This is a genomic window from Chamaesiphon sp. (assembly GCF_041737865.1).
GTDB lineage: Bacteria > Cyanobacteriota > Cyanobacteriia > Cyanobacteriales > Chamaesiphonaceae > Chamaesiphon.
Genome location: NZ_JBGSQZ010000197.1, coordinates 1 through 16,319 on the forward strand (window position 1 = coordinate 1; position 16,319 = coordinate 16,319).

The 16,319-nt window shown below is 43.2% G+C and carries 17 protein-coding genes and 1 riboswitch; of the genes, 6 read left to right on the forward strand and 11 right to left on the reverse strand.

Features of this window, described 5'->3' with window-relative positions; translation table 11 throughout:
- The 10 genes from ACEW9J_RS14790 to ACEW9J_RS14835 all read right to left on the reverse strand — a co-directional run.
- Positions 1-597, reverse strand: a 597-nt coding sequence (locus ACEW9J_RS14790) for an alkaline phosphatase PhoX (RefSeq protein WP_373545877.1), incomplete at its 3' end; no start/stop codon positions are given.
- Positions 598-850: 253 nt separating this feature from the next.
- Positions 851-1,255, reverse strand: coding sequence for an ExbD/TolR family protein (locus ACEW9J_RS14795; RefSeq protein WP_373545878.1), 405 nt, complete (start codon positions 1,253-1,255; stop codon positions 851-853).
- A gap of 61 nt (positions 1,256-1,316) precedes the next feature.
- On the reverse strand, positions 1,317-1,979 hold the full coding sequence (locus ACEW9J_RS14800) for a MotA/TolQ/ExbB proton channel family protein (protein WP_373545908.1): 663 nt from the start codon (positions 1,977-1,979) through the stop codon (positions 1,317-1,319).
- Between the two features lie 62 nt (positions 1,980-2,041).
- Positions 2,042-3,586, reverse strand: coding sequence for a TonB family protein (locus ACEW9J_RS14805; protein ID WP_373545879.1), 1,545 nt, complete (start codon positions 3,584-3,586; stop codon positions 2,042-2,044).
- 60 nt (positions 3,587-3,646) lie between these two features.
- On the reverse strand, positions 3,647-4,432 hold the full coding sequence (locus ACEW9J_RS14810; RefSeq protein ID WP_373545880.1) for an ABC transporter ATP-binding protein: 786 nt from the start codon (positions 4,430-4,432) through the stop codon (positions 3,647-3,649).
- Positions 4,429-5,568, reverse strand: a complete 1,140-nt coding sequence (locus tag ACEW9J_RS14815; protein WP_373545881.1) for an iron chelate uptake ABC transporter family permease subunit — start codon at positions 5,566-5,568, stop codon at positions 4,429-4,431. The genes ACEW9J_RS14810 and ACEW9J_RS14815 overlap by 4 nt, the downstream gene beginning before the upstream one ends.
- A 141-nt stretch (positions 5,569-5,709) precedes the next feature.
- A complete protein-coding gene (locus tag ACEW9J_RS14820) occupies positions 5,710-6,957 on the reverse strand; it encodes an ABC transporter substrate-binding protein (protein ID WP_373545882.1) in 1,248 nt (415 codons plus the stop codon).
- A 98-nt stretch (positions 6,958-7,055) separates the two neighbouring features.
- Positions 7,056-7,949, reverse strand: coding sequence for a ferredoxin (locus ACEW9J_RS14825; RefSeq protein WP_373545883.1), 894 nt, complete (start codon positions 7,947-7,949; stop codon positions 7,056-7,058).
- Between the two features lie 12 nt (positions 7,950-7,961).
- Positions 7,962-10,094, reverse strand: a complete 2,133-nt coding sequence (locus tag ACEW9J_RS14830; RefSeq protein ID WP_373545884.1) for a TonB-dependent receptor — start codon at positions 10,092-10,094, stop codon at positions 7,962-7,964.
- Positions 10,095-10,341: 247 nt separating this feature from the next.
- Positions 10,342-10,743, reverse strand: coding sequence for a DUF1636 family protein (locus tag ACEW9J_RS14835; protein WP_373545885.1), 402 nt, complete (start codon positions 10,741-10,743; stop codon positions 10,342-10,344).
- 34 nt (positions 10,744-10,777) lie between these two features.
- Positions 10,778-10,928, reverse strand: a riboswitch (cobalamin riboswitch).
- A gap of 130 nt (positions 10,929-11,058) precedes the next feature.
- On the opposite strand from ACEW9J_RS14835, the gene ACEW9J_RS14840 reads away from it, so the two are divergent.
- From ACEW9J_RS14840 to ACEW9J_RS14860, 5 genes are all read left to right on the forward strand, one after another.
- Positions 11,059-11,832 (forward strand): GTP-binding protein, encoded by a 774-nt coding sequence (locus ACEW9J_RS14840; RefSeq protein ID WP_373545886.1) that lies wholly within the window; start codon positions 11,059-11,061, stop codon positions 11,830-11,832.
- On the forward strand, positions 11,829-12,638 hold the full coding sequence (locus ACEW9J_RS14845; RefSeq protein ID WP_373545887.1) for a metallophosphoesterase: 810 nt from the start codon (positions 11,829-11,831) through the stop codon (positions 12,636-12,638). Before ACEW9J_RS14840 ends, ACEW9J_RS14845 begins: the two co-directional genes overlap by 4 nt.
- A gap of 32 nt (positions 12,639-12,670) precedes the next feature.
- Complete coding sequence (locus tag ACEW9J_RS14850; RefSeq protein ID WP_373545888.1) at positions 12,671-13,390, forward strand: metallophosphatase; 720 nt, start codon at positions 12,671-12,673, stop codon at positions 13,388-13,390.
- Between the two features lie 138 nt (positions 13,391-13,528).
- Positions 13,529-13,768, forward strand: coding sequence for a type II toxin-antitoxin system Phd/YefM family antitoxin (locus ACEW9J_RS14855; protein ID WP_373539109.1), 240 nt, complete (start codon positions 13,529-13,531; stop codon positions 13,766-13,768).
- Positions 13,765-14,148, forward strand: a complete 384-nt coding sequence (locus tag ACEW9J_RS14860; protein ID WP_373545889.1) for a type II toxin-antitoxin system VapC family toxin — start codon at positions 13,765-13,767, stop codon at positions 14,146-14,148. Before ACEW9J_RS14855 ends, ACEW9J_RS14860 begins: the two co-directional genes overlap by 4 nt.
- Before the next feature lie 84 nt (positions 14,149-14,232).
- Here the strand turns inward: ACEW9J_RS14860 and ACEW9J_RS14865 are convergent, their stop codons facing one another.
- On the reverse strand, positions 14,233-14,382 hold the full coding sequence (locus ACEW9J_RS14865) for a DUF2281 domain-containing protein (RefSeq protein ID WP_373545890.1): 150 nt from the start codon (positions 14,380-14,382) through the stop codon (positions 14,233-14,235).
- Between the two features lie 49 nt (positions 14,383-14,431).
- Here ACEW9J_RS14865 and thrS point away from each other — a divergent pair, with 49 nt between their 5' ends.
- Positions 14,432-16,297 carry a threonine--tRNA ligase gene (thrS, locus tag ACEW9J_RS14870; protein ID WP_373545891.1) on the forward strand — a complete coding sequence of 622 codons (1,866 nt, stop codon included), beginning with the start codon at positions 14,432-14,434 and terminating at the stop codon, positions 16,295-16,297.
- Positions 16,298-16,319 lie beyond the last annotated feature (22 nt).

Genomic DNA, 16,319 nt, shown 5'->3' on the forward strand with positions numbered 1-16,319 from the left:
GCTATTTATCGGTACTTCAAAATTATATCCGTGAGGTTTGGTCACGATCCCTTTACTCGTGTCTGGCATCCCTGGCATAGCAGTATTTTCTTCGCAGCTAATCCATGTACCCCAAGGCGTTGTACCACCAGAACAGTTGACGCTAGTCCCTGCCAATGATACATATTCTTTAGTTAACTGCCGATTCCGATCGATCGTTAGAGTTGTAGTGCCGCCCTTACAATTAGGATCGTACATGAGATCGAGAGCGGCGATTACCCGTGACTTATCATTCAGACGAAGTTCGTGATTGCGGACTAAAATTGTTGAACCATTCTTGCCTGCAAAAGCAGCCATCCCGTCAAAGTTACTTGGTGCGCTCGTGCCATCGCTCATTTGCTTGCCGCTCTGAGAAACGATTTTGTAACTAAATCCCGCAGGTAGATCTAAAATTCCCCTGGGATCTTTGACTAAGGAACCGTAACCCCTAACTTGCGGCGATTTGACTACCGATATTGCGGCAGATTGGCGATACAGACTTTCTAATCCAGCTAGGATAAAGCTACTGCTAGTACCTGCACCAGCCAGGGTCAGGAAATGACGACGGGAAATAGACATAGGGGAAATTATGAATTGGTGTCGATATCGCTGACATGATTATAGCAATTACTCAGGAAAGTGCATGTTCATTCTGTCATCTGAACTCATTATTTCTCATCCTGTAGAACCAGAAAATCTAGAATCCACCAGTCAGATTTTCGGCAATTAATAAGGCTTGACTCATGCTGACAATATATTCTTTTAAAGAAACCATTAGTACTGAAGTTCTGGTAAACGGCTTATCCCGTTTACAGAACCTCGTCTATTTAGACTATTTGCGTTTAGTAGCAATCCCTAACTTAATCCCTGGAATCTGTTGAACTAAATCCATCATGGCAACTACTCGACCATGCCCTACTTTTTCATCTGCATTAATTACTACCATTGTGGGTTGGTCTTTGACTATCAAAGATTTAATTTCAGAAACTAGATTGGTGGGATCGATCGATTTGCGATTTAGAGCGATCGCACCCTGAGCATTGATGTTAATCACAACCTTAGTTTGGTCTTGAATTTTACCAGAACTCGCTTTAGGTAAATCGACAGCTAAGCCCTCTGTTTTGCTCAGGCTTAGTGATGTAACAATAAAAAATGTCAAAATTGCAAAGATAACATCAATCAAAGCAACGACGTTAATCTCTGGCGGACGATCTTCAGACTCTGTGGATAAGCGCATAAGTTACGATTTAGAGATTGACGAAGACAGCAAATTAAGCATCTAATATTTTATTAAATTATTATCTATTAACGATCGCTTCATATTTATTACTTGCCCTTTCCTCATCCCATCGACAGCGATGAATTAATTCTAATTGACCAGTAGATTCGTGAATTTGCGAGAGTTGCCGTTGATATAATCCCCGAAATAGATAGGCACAAATAGATGCAAGAATAGCAACAATAACCCCAGATGCAGTGCTAACTAAAGCTTCTGAAATTCCACCGACGACATTAGTGGAACCACCTTCACCAACTTGTCCAATTTTGAGGGAGCCAAAAGAAGTAATTAAACCCGTAACCGTACCTAAAAGTCCCAATAATGGAGCTAGTCCGATCGTTGCATCAAAAACATTAATGAATCGACGGAAGATTGGAATTTCTGCATGAGCTTCATTCTCCATTGCTAACCTAAATGCTTCGGGAGTGGGATTTTTGAGGCTAATAGCTGCCATGAAAATTCTAGCTATCGGTAGATCCCGTTCGCGTTGGAGTCTGTCAATTACAAGGGGGGATTGGTTTTGATAGAGATCTAATACAGTGCGGATTAGTTGTTTTTGTTTGCTACCTATTTTCGACCAGAAATACAGGCGTTCGATTGCCAGTGTTACGACCAGAATCGAAGCAAATAGTAGTGGGTACATGACCATACCACCATCATTAAATATTTTAATAAAATTCATCATAATATCTTTCTTTGTAATCGATCTTTTATTGTTATTTTCGATGCTAAGTTTTTATGTAGCTACCTCAGAAGAGTACTGACTTTGATTCTGTAGGTTTTAGTTTTACCAGTAGCACTTAGCTGCATTTGTTTAACTCCTTCTAATGTGACTCGATCGAGGTTTTGATTGCCACTAGAGCGATCGATCTCGGCATTAGTTATCATGCCATTAGGATCGATAGTTACTCTAACTAATATTTTATCTTTACCGATATCTGAGCTTTCTAACTCGTCAGGATATCTAATCTCGCAATTACGCAAACATTGAATACTGACTCGATTGCTACTTCCTGTCGCCATGTTTCCAGGTGTGCCAGTACCAGATTTATTACTACCGCCACTACTACCATTGTCATTGCCGTTTGAGCTGCTACCGATCGAACCCTGCCGATTACCCCCACCTAAGTTAGTTTGATCTCCCAGTTTTACACTATTATCTCCGCCATTATTTCGCGCATTCTGGGTATTATTTCCTGGTGTTCCACCCATAAGATCTCGATTGGAATTAGGACGATTCCCACTATCCTTGTTACTAGCATTGGTAGCTATTTCACTACGTTTAGGTGGATTTCCCCCTAAATTAACTGGGCTATTATTGTTCGTTGGCACAGAAATCTGACGATTATTGTTAACAATTTGAGTGTTGTTTTTAGGTGCTTCGGTGAGATTATCGTTACGAGGAGGGCTGTTAGGAACGACTTTCTTGCCAAGAGGCTTTGTCAACGATCCTAAATCACTAGCTAATTCTGATGGTGATTTAGTTTGATTCTCACTAGGGATGGTTCGATCCGGAGTTTGGGCTAATTTACTGGTATTACCTGCCGAACTAGGGATTAATTTCTCATCGGTGGGAAGATTATTTGTGGGAGTGGACTTTGGGGCTAATTTAGCAGGCGGATTGTTCGGAGCCAAGACTGTTTGGTTAATTGCTGTTGATTGAGGCTTTTTAATTGGGGCACTTGGATGTGGGTTATTCTCGATCTCCTGAGTCACTTTTTTAGTTGGTTGTGGTGATGTTTTTGGGGTTTGAGTTCGAGCTTCGATCGCTGGCTTAAATGGGATACTTTTCGGGAGCGGATCGCTAAATAGTTTATTGGGGAATGATGGTGTAGGATTCGACTTTTGCGGGGTAATAGTGGCTATTTTGAATGGCGGAGCAGCTCGATTCACTGCGGGAGATACGGTGTTAGTAGTTGGTGAAGTCGAGCGTTTAATCGCCGCCGATTTAGCGATCTTAATTACTGGTACGGGAGTTAAAATCGCTTTAGGAGTGGGAATTTTAACAGGAATCGGCGTAGGAATTGATGCAGTAACAGGTGATTTAACTACTTTTGGTTCAGGTATGGGGATCGGTTTTGTTGACGGTGTTGGAGATGGTGGATCTACTTCCACACGATCGATTTCCACAATTTCCATCTGCTCGTCGGCGCGATCGTGCGCCCAATAACTAATACCAGCGATAGTGACTGTGTGTAATAGTGTCGAACCACCCAAACCCATCAGCAATATTTTAGTTAATGCCCGATTAGCGACCGATCTCTGTGTTGCTCCGAAATCTACACTCATTATTTTTAATCCTGTAGAACCATAAAATTTAGACGTGAAAATATCTAACATTAGTATTTATTAAATGCTGGCTAGTGGGCAGATCTGCAAGCCCACAGGAGTATCAATAATCGCCACCTGTACGCCAAAGACTTCGGCGACTATTTCCGGCGTAATAACGATTTCAGGGATGCCAACGGCGACTAGAGAGCCATCTTTGAGCATTGCCAACCGATCGCTATATCGGATGGCAAGGTTCAATTCGTGGAGTACGGTAATGACTGTTAATTCCTGTTGCTGTTGAAGATCTTTGAGTAGAGTGAGTAGTTCGAGTTGATAGCGGAGATCTAGATAGGTAGTTGGCTCGTCGAGTAATAATACGCGGGGATTTTGAGCCAGAGCCAGAGCTAGAAATGCGCGTTGACGTTCGCCACCAGAGAGAGATTCAACCGATCGATCCGCAAATTGAATTACTTGTGTTAGTATCATGGCTCGATCGACTTGAGATCGATCTACTGCTGTTAATTCCCACTGGTACCAAGGTTGATGGGGAGTGCGCCCCAAGCTGACTAATTGCTGTACGGTTAAGCCGCTCGGTATTGTCTGTTGTTGGGGCAGTAGAGCCATTTTCTGGGCGACAAGATGTGGGGGTTCGGTATGAATTGCCTTACCATCGAGCCAGACTATGCCCTGCTGTGGTTTGAGCAAATGACTGAGGAGTTTGAGCAGGGTAGATTTACCAGAACCATTACCACCCAATAGGCTCAACCATTCACCTCGATCGAGTTGTAAGTTTAATTGATGGATAATCGATGTTGTTTGATATCCACCAGTCAGATTTTCGGCAATTAATAAGGCTTGACTCATGAGGATAAATTCCGCTGTTGATGAAGAATAATCCAAGCAATAATCGGTGTGCCAATTAGTGCCGTAACTGAGTTAATTGGTAACACAGATCGTCCTCCAGGCATTTGAGCGATAATATCTGCTACCAGTGCAAAACTGCCTCCCACGAGACTCGCCGCCGGAAATAACCAGCGCAAATCGGACGTTCTCAATAATCCCCGACACAAATGGGGGACGGAAATGCCAATAAAGGCGATCGGCCCACAAAAAGCTGTTACGATTCCAGCTAAAAGTGAAGAACTAACCAACACTAGTAGGCGCAACCGCTCGATCGAAATTCCCAGACTTTGCGCTTGGGTTTCTCCCAATAGCAACGGATTCAGCGACGGCGCGACGAGAATTGCCAGGATTAAACCACTCAAAATGCCGATACTCATCATCGGTAACTGCTCCCAAGTCACCCCACCAAAACTACCCGTCGTCCAATTGAGATAAGATTTGACAGGCTCGGCGGTACTAAAATAGAGCAACAGTTCCACCATCGCCCCAGTACCATAGCCGAATAACAGCCCCAGCACCAGTAAGCTAGTCGAACTTTGCACTCGCCGCGCGACGATAATTACTAGCCCTGTCACAATTCCCGCACCCACACAAGCAGCAGTAATCGTAGCATAGCTGCCGATCGCACCTAAACTAGCTAAACTGACTCCAAATAGCTGCGTACCCAGGATCACTAAAGCGACACCCAAACTAGCCCCCGCACTAATTCCTAGTACAGATGGCCCCGCCAGAGGGTTATTAAATAGGGTTTGCAGTTGCAATCCGCTAGTAGATAAAGCGGCTCCAGCTAAGATGGCGGTAATCGCTTTGGGTAGTCGAAATTGAATGACAATATCGCTCCAAGACTCTTTTTGGGGGATGCCACCGAGCAAAATGGTAACAATATCGCCAAGGGGAATAGATACCGAACCCATTGCTAAACTAGTCAAAAAGATTGGGATAGGGAGGATAAATAATAGCCCTAAAACAATCTGACGACGATCGATCTTATTAGTTGGCAATCTTGTCGGCGGCTGTCTATTTGTCGTCGGCGGTGCTGGATGAATTGGCATCCATTCGCGATCTTCGATCGGTTGAGGAGTTGTTTTTTCACGCATAATTTAGATTTGGATGATAATACTTCTGGTTATGATTAAAATCATGCGATCGTTTCTAGTAGGTGAGGGCGGGTTTAAATTACATTTTTGGCAAAATCGATATTGATGGTATAAACCCGCCCCTACAGGTTATTATTTTGTTTATTTAATCAGAGGTCGGTAATAAACAAATTGATGTTGTGGTAATAATTCTGGATGTAAAGCCTTAACTAAATCTGCCAATACAATATCGGGATTTGCAGTTCCACCTTCCCAGAAATCATTACCACCTGTTGCGTTCATTCTGGCTGTTGGATTGAATAGCTTTGAATTTTTCACTGCTCTAAATTTGCCATACCTTCGATCGCTATTAGTTACATCATCAACACTGCGCCAAGCTTGACTACTATTAATCCAAACTGCTGCTGACTGCGCTCGATCGAATACCTGCTCGAAGCTCAAATTTAGACTACCAGTCGATCGATCGTCTTTCCAGATATAATCGCCCCCTGCATCGGCAATAAATTTTGCTGAATAACTATCGCCGCCAGGAATATACCAAGTACCGCGACTATCGAAACCAGAGAAAACAGTGGGCTTGTTTTTGGCTTGACTGGCAATTTTCGCGATCGAGTTATATCTACTTTCCATCTGACTAAATACTCGCTCTGCTTCAGTCTCCCGATTGAAAAATAATGCCATAAATTTCAACCACTCCGCCCTACCTAATGGGGAAGACTCCATATATTCAGCAATAATCGCGACGGGTAAACCTGCTTCTATTAATTTGGGATGACTATCTGATTTAGGATTGCCCACCCCATAAGTAGTAACTAGCTCAGGTTTAATTTCTAGGACTTTTTCGACATTGGTATTATTGCTTCTCCCTACTTCCTGCAATTTTCCGGCTTTGATTTTTGCTACTACACTGGGTGTATTAACTTGATTGAAGTCGCTGACACCAATTAATCGATCGACTAAACCCACTTTATCTAATAATGGTAAATGAGTTGTAGACATGACTACTACTGAATTAACTGGTACTTGGACGATTTGGGATTTATCGAATCCTGGCGGAATCGGTGTATTGCATTGCACTAATACATATTGAAAAGTAGTATCGGCATTGCGCCACGGATTTTTAACCGATACAACTTTATAGTTACGATGATATTCAACCGTAAATCCTTTGGATTGAGTTACTTTAACTTTATCAGGGAAGTAATCAACTTGAGGGTTATAAACAGTCGAGCATTTAGAATTCGAGGTTATAGGATTTGGTTGTTTTTGCTGTCGTTGGCGTAGTCTCTCAGAATGAGAATCGCAAGCTGATAATAATACCCATCCGCTCCAACTTATGAGTAATATAGATCGCCAGAATTTAATTTTACTAGAGCGGCAACGCTTCATTTTTTTCCTCATCTTCATACTCCTATCTTCATGATGCGAGGATCTCAGTTACCATTTACGAGGTAGGGGCAATTCATGAATTGCCCCTACCTTGTCGATTATGACTGCGGATATAAATGTTTAGTTACCTTCTGATTTTCAACTAGATGTTGAGTAACAATTTCCTTCGCCACATCTGGAGTTACCCGTGCATACCAAGTATGTTCGGGAGCGCGATCGTCACCCGAATAAAAGACAATTGGCCCCATCTTACAGACCTCCAGACAGCCAGAAGCAATCAATTCAATGTTTTCTAATCCCGACACTGCTAACTGATGTTCTAGAGCCTCATACACCGATTTCCAGTCACGTCCGGCATTGCAACGAGTCGATCGACAGACGGATATATACGGACGATTCAAAGGATTAGATTCATAAGGAATATCCATCGTTCCCAATACATAAATCTGGCGCAACTTGTCGTACAGTCCTAACTTAGCTAAATTGGGTTTATGCTCTGGTAATAAATCCTCATTTTCCCCAAGAAAAGCATTGGGTAAAAATATTGTCATCATTTTTTCACCCCCACCATTCCAAAACTGAATTCCCCAACTCCGTGCCTCACCGTCAGCATTCAATCGTCGAGACAAAGCTGCTCGACTTACCCGCCGCACTTGGCGTAAAGATTCGGGAGTACGCCCAGTTGCGCCGCCCTGATTTTCCGCAACACACAAGTGCATATGCCATCCTTCAGTAACCACTGTCAGATAGCCATCATAAATCCGACAAATTTTCGGTGGAGCGGTAAATTCTAACTCCAATACACTCCCATCTACCATGTGCCCCAAACCCACTTCTTGCCAATGTTCTTGAAATAATGAATGCAAAAGTGGGCCGAGAACATCTAGATCTGTGGGAAAATCTTCATACTCGATCGAATTACCATTATAGGTATCCTCCCGCTCGACTTTCTGTAATGGTGTAACTCGACGTTCAAAAGTTGCAACTGTCATTAAATTATCCTCCTAAAATTTCCAATCGATCCCAGTCCGAAATGTCCTTCCGGCATCGGGGAAGCCAGCAAACAGTTCGTACCTCTGGTCAAAAATATTCTGGACGCTAGCATTGAGAGTTACACTGCGATCGGGATTGAGTGGCGCGACAAAGTTAAAATCAAAACTCGTAAATCCAGGTAAAAACTCCGTGTTTGTATTATTGGTTGGATAACCGCTGAGGGAATTTAAAGCTAGCGAACTATACCAACCAAAAGGATTTTCATAAGATATCCCCATACTCAATTTATCTGCACCTACAAAGCGTAGTTCTTTATCTACTACCGCTGGATTTGCATCTTGTTTAATCTGCGGACTATTAATAGTATAATTCACAAATCCATAGACATTTGGAGCAATTTTGGCATTTAAAGAAGCTTCGATCCCTTGCGTCTGTACTTCGCCGATATTAGTAAAAGTTCCTGACACGCCATTAACAGGAGGACTGATGTTTTGGAAGGCAATAACATTACTAATATTATTCTGGAAAGCAGTCAATCGCAATAGTCCAAAATTACCCAATTTTTGATCTACGCCAACATCAAAACTATTACCAGTTTCCGGTAACAAATTAGGGTTGCCAATAAAGGTAGGGTTTGCTGAAAAGAGATTTGATAGCGTCGGAGTCCGAAAGTTCCTAACATAGTTAGCCCGCAGAGTTGTCGCCGAATTGACATCCCATTTAACGCCCAGTGTCGGAGAAGTCACACTACCATTTGTCAAGCTACTAAAATCTTGTCTGAGTCCTGCTGTTGCGCGTATTTGAGGATTGAGATCGACATTATACTGAGCGAATAATGCCCCCTGTGAAATAGTTCCATCATAGCCGAGTATCTGAGTGCCGCTAGCAATATTATTAGTGGTATTACGATTATTAGTATTGCGATAATCGAAGCCATAAGTAATGTTTTGAGTGGGTGTAATCTGCCAATTATGCTGAGTTTGGACACCTAATGATTTTTGTTTATTATCAAATTGGCGCAGGGTTTGAGGCGTTCTAGATTTTACCACTTGTCCACCGACAACGGAAAGGGTATCAGCGAAAGCAGTCCGATTATCAAAGCGCGTACTCAAACTATCATAATAAACTCGTCCCGTTAAGGTAGAATCGTTACCATTACCAAGTTTTTGGTCTATCCCTACATCAAATAAAAATTGGTCGTTATATTTTCGATTAGAATCTGTCAGCCCATTAAAAAATCCTTGCCCGTTTTGAGGATTAGGTGTCGGTACGCCCCCAGGTACGCCTTGATTTTTGGATAATAATATCCCCGTAAAATTTACTTTCGTGCGATCGCTAAGATCGACATCCGCCCGTACTCTCAGGTTATTATAGATAGCATCGCTATTCGTGCGCGTCCCTGAAAAGTTGGCAGATGGAATTGAATAGGCGTAATTATTATTCGCTTGAATGAGATCGTAACCAATCAGCCAGCCGATATTTCCATCTTTTTTACTAACATTAAAGCCAAATTTGGTGTAACCGAGATTGCCTACTTCAGTTTGGGCACCAAAGGAAAGTTTATCGCTCGTCGGACGACTGGTAACGATATTAATAATACCGCCGATCGCATCCGAACCATAGAGGGTAGAACCACCGCCAGGTAGAACTTCAATGCGCTCGACTATACTCGTCGAAAATTCACTGATATCGAAAGCTCCAGATCCCAAGTTATTAATCGGGCGACCATCTAATAAGATTAACACCTGTTCCCTATTGCTGCCCCGAATAAATTGACCGCTGAGGGCATTTACTTCGGTTCCGACTGTGCCACCCCCCAAAATACCTGGTAATGATTGAAGTGCTTCTTTAACTGTTCTGGCTCCTTGCGCTTTAATTTCGTCCTTATTAATGACGTAAGCTGGGCGGGTAGAGTCTTTGAGCGTCCCTTCTTTGCGGAATGGGGAATAGATGGGTTTACTCAATAACCTATCGCCGTAGACGTTGATTTCTAACTCTTCAGCTTTGGCTGGGGCTGTTTCTGGTTGTGGCGTGGGGGCTTGTTGAGCTAGGCTAGATTGCTTGGCATCCAAACCCAATCCTAGTGCTACAGCAATGATGAGGATTTTGATCGATCTGAGATACTTGATATTTTTAACGGACATGGATCTGTTTATCTGAGAGGATTACTGCTAATTTTGCGAGTTTTGCGAGTCGATCTCGATCGAATGGATTTAAGAGAATGATAATCATTCCCATAATATATCATCAAAGCCACAAATCGCTCGCTCTAAAAATAGTTGCTAAAAATTTTTACTAAAAGTCCCACTAAACCTCTAGTAACTAACTTGGGGTGACTGCCAGTGACAAGCATTATCTATACCTAGACAGCACCACGACGATCGATTTTGATTAAATACTCACTGGGAGTTCGATACTAGGAACGATCCCAATTACGCCTTTTCTGAGTCGTTCGGGACGTTCCGACCACTTCATTGCGCCGTCTGGTTGGCGACGATAGAGACTAGCACACTCCAAAATTGACTGAGATACCTCAGCTAAAGAAGTACCATCTAGATCTCCAAATAGATAAGTAGATTTACCAGCCGCCGCAAAAGCAACGACACAGGGACGACTGCACGCGCCCATACATTTAACTGCTTTGACCTCAAAGTCTTCCGTCAACGGGCTTGTAGCTAATCGAGCCGTCAACTCTTGATGGAGTAAATAACCGCCGCTGTTGCCTACTTCTCTGCCGTTTTGCCAATTGCCAGCGCAAGATTGACACACGAAAATTGTGTGTTTGTCATCCATAATATTTTCCCCTCTGTGCCTCGCAGAATATAAGTCGGGACATATCGATATCGGCGGGTGTTCTGACTAATCGACTACCCCAGGTAATCGAAACACAGTTGCGGGACAGCGTTGGGTTTGCACCAAACTTTCCCCTTTACTTTCGATCGATAATCTCGATCGAAACCGAATCTACTCTCAACACAGTACCATAGGTTATCAAATCTGTTGCGAGTTAATGATAATTATTTGCAAACTGAATTAATTTAGCAAGAATGATTATCATTCTTGCTATTTGTGATATGCTATACATGTTTCCATTCATCTTCGCAGTTCATGGATCGGCATCCCATCTACCTAGTGACAGGGCCATGCGGTTCTGGCAAAACTACCTGGATTCACCAACAACTGACTACCAGCACCGAACCTAGTGCTTATATCTGTCTGGGTGCAGATGCTACCCCGATCGATCTGACCTATATTACAGCGACATGTCCCCACGTCAAACCGATCTCGGCTGGGGCATCCTGGACACAGTTAGCCGAGATCCAACCGCTATATGTTGAGATTGCGCCGCAACTCGATCTAGCCTCACTGCAATTACCTGTAGATATCGAATCTTGTCAACGAATTGCGATCGTTCCAAAGGGTTTAATTGAGAGTGAATATCACGATTGGGCGACTCAAACTCTTATCAGTGAAGTCACCGAAAAGAATGTCGCGCTAACTGCCTCTCCGCGCTGGGGATTGACGGGAGAAGTACTAGATCCAGCTAGTTTAAATATATTATGGGATGAATTAATTCAGGGAGCTTATGGTGAAGTTGCCAGGGCTAAAGGTATTTTCGAGATCGTTGATGGTCGATCGTTTTATTTTAGCTTTGGCGTCGGTTTTCCCGATTGTACTTATTTTGAACTGCCGTTACCGCCAGTCTTGGCAGGCAGACCGACCCGATTTAGTGGATTGGAAGTTGTGGGAAATAATTTGCAACCTCAGCTAATTATGGAAACACTAGAAGACTGCGGTTTAGATGATAACGCCCTGGCTTATTATCAAGCACAAATTAAATCCCAATTAGAAGTCGAATCACCGGAAGAAGTAGCAGTATGAAAATAGCAGTAATGTCTTGCATTCATGGTAACTATGAAGCTTTGAATGCGGTATTGTCAGACATCGATAAACAACGGGCAGATAAAATCTTTTGTCTGGGCGATTTAGTCGGTTATGGCCCTCATCCGAATGCTGTAGTAGAGATGATTCGCTCTCTAGATATCCCCACCGTTCAAGGTTGTTGGGATGAAGATATCGTCGAAGGTTTGAATGCTTGCGAATGCAGTTATCCATCGATTTTGGCAGAGAAACGGGGCAAGAAAGCACATGAATGGACGAATGACCAAATTCATCCCGAAGTGCGCGAATATCTGGCGCAACTGCCTTTAAGCTTACGCGAGGAGAATCTTTGCTTCGTACATGGTAGTCCTCACAATCAACATGAGTATTTGATGCCGGAAGTCAATGCTTTTACTGCATTAGAACGGGTGATGGCGACTGGTGCAGATGTCCTGTTTTGCGGGCATACTCATGTTCCCTATGTGCGGACGCTGGATGCTGGACAATTGGCTGTAAAAGTTCAACAGCCAGAAGGAAGTTCGACTAAGCAATTTACCGCAACACTCAAGCAGATTATCAATGCGGGTTCTGTCGGCGAACCACGTCACGGTCGTCCGAATGCAACTTATGTAATTTATGACACGGACGATAAATTAACCACGCTGCGAGAGGTGGAATATGATTACCAGCTTACTTGTCAGGCGATTATCGATAATGGGCTACCCGCTATTTTTGCATGGCGACTGGCTCAGGGTTTGGAATATGCGGAACGCGCTGAAGATCCGACACATGTGTGCGAACGATAGGGTTTAAGTAATAAGTAATAAGTGTAATTTAGATGTGGGCGATCGCGAGTGGAATTGAAGGTAATTTAGCTGCATACGAGGCAGTGGTGGCAGACTTGAGAAAGTCGCGTCAGGAGGTAGAGAATTTCTATTTAATCGGCGATATTATCGGCCCAAAAATTGAGAGTAATCGACTCGTAAAAAGGATTCAGCAGCCGCGTCAAGGCGAACCAACACCGCTAGTTTGTCAGGGGTGGTGGGAGGAACAAATATTGATTCTTCATGCCTTGGGGCGGACGGGAGAACCGACAGAATTGATCGATCGATATGGAATCGACATGACGAAAACGCTATGGGATGCGATCGATTCCGCGACTCTAAAGTGGGTACAATCTCTAGAATTTGGATTTGTCGAACTAGATTGCTTTTTAATTCATGGTAGTTCGATCTCAGTCAGTGATGAATTGACACCAACTATAGATCCGATTCAGGCGATCGATCGACTATCGCGGATGGATGCGAATCAATTATTCTGTGGTCGATCGGGATTGGCTTTTGAATATAAAATTGAATCGGGTAGTCTGAACAGTCAAGTTCAAACCTTAGATAAGTTAACCGATCCAACTCCGACGGTATTAAGTCCCCGTCGAATTGTTGGAGTAGGTTCAGTGGGACGGATTGAAGGGAAAGCTAGTTATACGCTCTATCATCCAGGAAGTAATAAGTTGGAATTTAAGACGGTTCGTTATGGAATTAAAAAAGGCTTTAGTTAGATTTCAATCTGAAAAAATCCTGAAATTAAAGTTAGTTTGGATGCTCGATCTTCACCTCCGACCTGGAAAAATACAACCCATCATCTACAATTGAGTGAGACGGTATATTCTCCTTTGAACTTAGACTGAGGATTTTGTATGTTAAACGTGACGGTTGATGAAATTCAGCGCGATCCCTCAAAGTATTTGCGTCAAGTGGAAGCAGGTGAAACTTTTGTCATTCTTCAAGCAGATAAAGCGATTGCCGAACTTAGACCCATTTCATTAAGTGGTAAGCAGTTACGACCGTTCGGCTTATGTGCTGGTGAGTTCACAGTCCCTAAAGATTTTGATGAACCTTTGCCAGAAGAGATTTTGAGTGCGTTCGAGGGCAAATGAGAATTTTGCTAGATACACATATCTTTTTGTGGTTCATCAGTGGCGATAGTCAGTTGTCCACTGACGTTCTGGATGCAATTCGCGATCCAGGCAATGAGGTCTACCTAAGTGCAATTTCGGTCTGGGAAGCAATTGTCAAATACCAGTTGGGCAAACTACCTCTGCCAGAGCATCCTGAAACATATTTACCCAAACAGCGCGATCTACACCAAATTGCCAGTCTTGCTCTTGATGAAAGTAGTGTGACGCAATTGGCTAAATTGCCCCCATTACATCGCGATCCATTTGACAGAATGCTTATCTGTCAAGCCCTGCAAAACAGTCTAACAATTGCGACAGTAGATTCAGCCGTTCGGGCTTACCCAGTCAGCGTAATGTAGCAAATCGGTCATCGCTGGCTTCAGGCTGGGATTTCCAGCGATGTACCAAATCAAAATGTGAGTATCGATGAGCAGGTTCATAGATTATTGGTAATCAGCAAATTCTTCCAGGGGAGCATCAAAGTCCGACGCGATCGTGACTTTACCTTTAAGAATGCCGAAACCATTGCGTTTCGTAGTTTTAGGGTGATTTTCAATCTGAGAGGCTGTACCAACACATCGAAAAAGCTGCACCACTACTCTATTTAGGTTATTATGATAATGATTATCATTCTATAATAGTATGGTCAGTTTCGTAACCCCGCCCACTAGCCACTTAGAACCGCAAGACACCCAGAAACTAGCCCTAGTCCGCCATACCTGCGCCCACATTATGGCGATGGCGGTACAGAAGCTATATCCAGGGACAAAAGTGGCAATTGGCCCCGTAACGGAAACAGGCTTCTTTTACGATTTTGATAGCCCTGTTACTTTTACTCGCGATAATTTCCCCAAGATTATTAAGGAAATGCGGCGGATCATCAAAGCCAACTTACCGATCGTGCGGGAAGTTGTGAGTAAAGATGATATTAAAGCTGAAATCGTCAATTTAGGGGAACCATACAAACTAGAAATCCTCAATAGTATCCCTGATGGCGAGATTATCACTCGTTATTTTATTGGTAGTCCAGATATAGGCAAATTAACAAAGTCTGATGTTGAGGTAGAACCATCTCTATTATCACCAATAGTTATACCCCCTCAAACTACCTGGTGGGATTTGTGTGCTGGCCCTCATGTCAATTCTACAGGTGAAATCGACCCGAATAGTTTCGCTTTAGAAAGTCTGGCAGGTGCTTATTGGCGGGGGGATGAAACCAAACCGATGCTGCAACGGATTTATGGCACAGCATGGGAAACACCCGAACAACTAGAGGCATACCTCACCCAGAAAGAAGAAGCACTCAAACGCGATCATCGGAAACTTGGGCAGGAATTAAAACTATTTAGCATCCAAGAAGATGCAGGTGGTGGGTTAGTATTCTGGCATCCACGGGGGGCTAAAATTCGCTACATCATCGAGGATTATTGGCGAAAAGCGCATTTAGATTCAGGCTACGAATTACTCTATACGCCCCACATTGCCAACCTAGATTTGTGGAAAACATCGGGACATTTTGATTTCTATCAAGAGAGTATGTTTGACTCGATGGATGTGGATGAGAGAGCTTATCAAATTAAGCCGATGAATTGTCCATTTCATGTGTTGACATACAAACATGAGCTGCATTCTTATCGAGAATTACCCTTGCGGTGGGCGGAGTTGGGGACGGTTTATCGGTATGAGCGATCGGGTGCATTGCATGGGCTGATGCGCGTCAGAGGCTTTACTCAAGATGATGCTCATGTATTTTGTTTGCCAGACCAAATTGCGGCTGAAATTTTGAGAGTTTTAAATCTGACGGAGCAGATTTTATCTGACTTTGGATTTAATGATTATGAAATAAATCTATCTACTCGTCCTGAAAAGTCAGTGGGAGCAGATGAAGTATGGGAATTGGCGACAAGTGCGTTAATTGAAGCCCTAAATGCTAAAAGCTGGAATTATAGTATCGATGAAGGTGGCGGTGCTTTTTATGGCCCTAAAATCGATCTTAAGATCAAAGATGCGATCGGGCGGTTATGGCAATGTTCGACGATTCAGGTAGACTTTAATCTACCCGAACGGTTTGAGATGGAATATGTGGCGGCAGACAATACCAGAAAGCGACCGATTATGATTCATCGAGCGATCTTCGGCTCTTTGGAACGTTTCTTTGGGATTTTGATTGAGAACTATGCAGGTAATTTCCCCTTGTGGTTAGCACCGATTCAACTGCGGTTGTTGCCTGTAACTGAGGAAGTGCGAGATTATTGCGATCGAGTCATAACGACTTTAAAACAAGCTGGTTTCCGCGTAGAACTCGATAATAGCCACGAACGTTTGGGTAAGATGATTCGCACGGCAGAACTAGAAAAAATTCCAGTTGTTGCGGTCATTGGGATGAAGGAGATGGAAACCCAAACATTGAGTATTAGAACTAGAAAAGGTGGAGATTTGGGAGTGCTTAATCTTGAAAACCTTCAACAAAAAATGCAACAGGCAATTCAAACTAAGAGTTCTTTATGATTCGATCGGATGAGAGTAACCT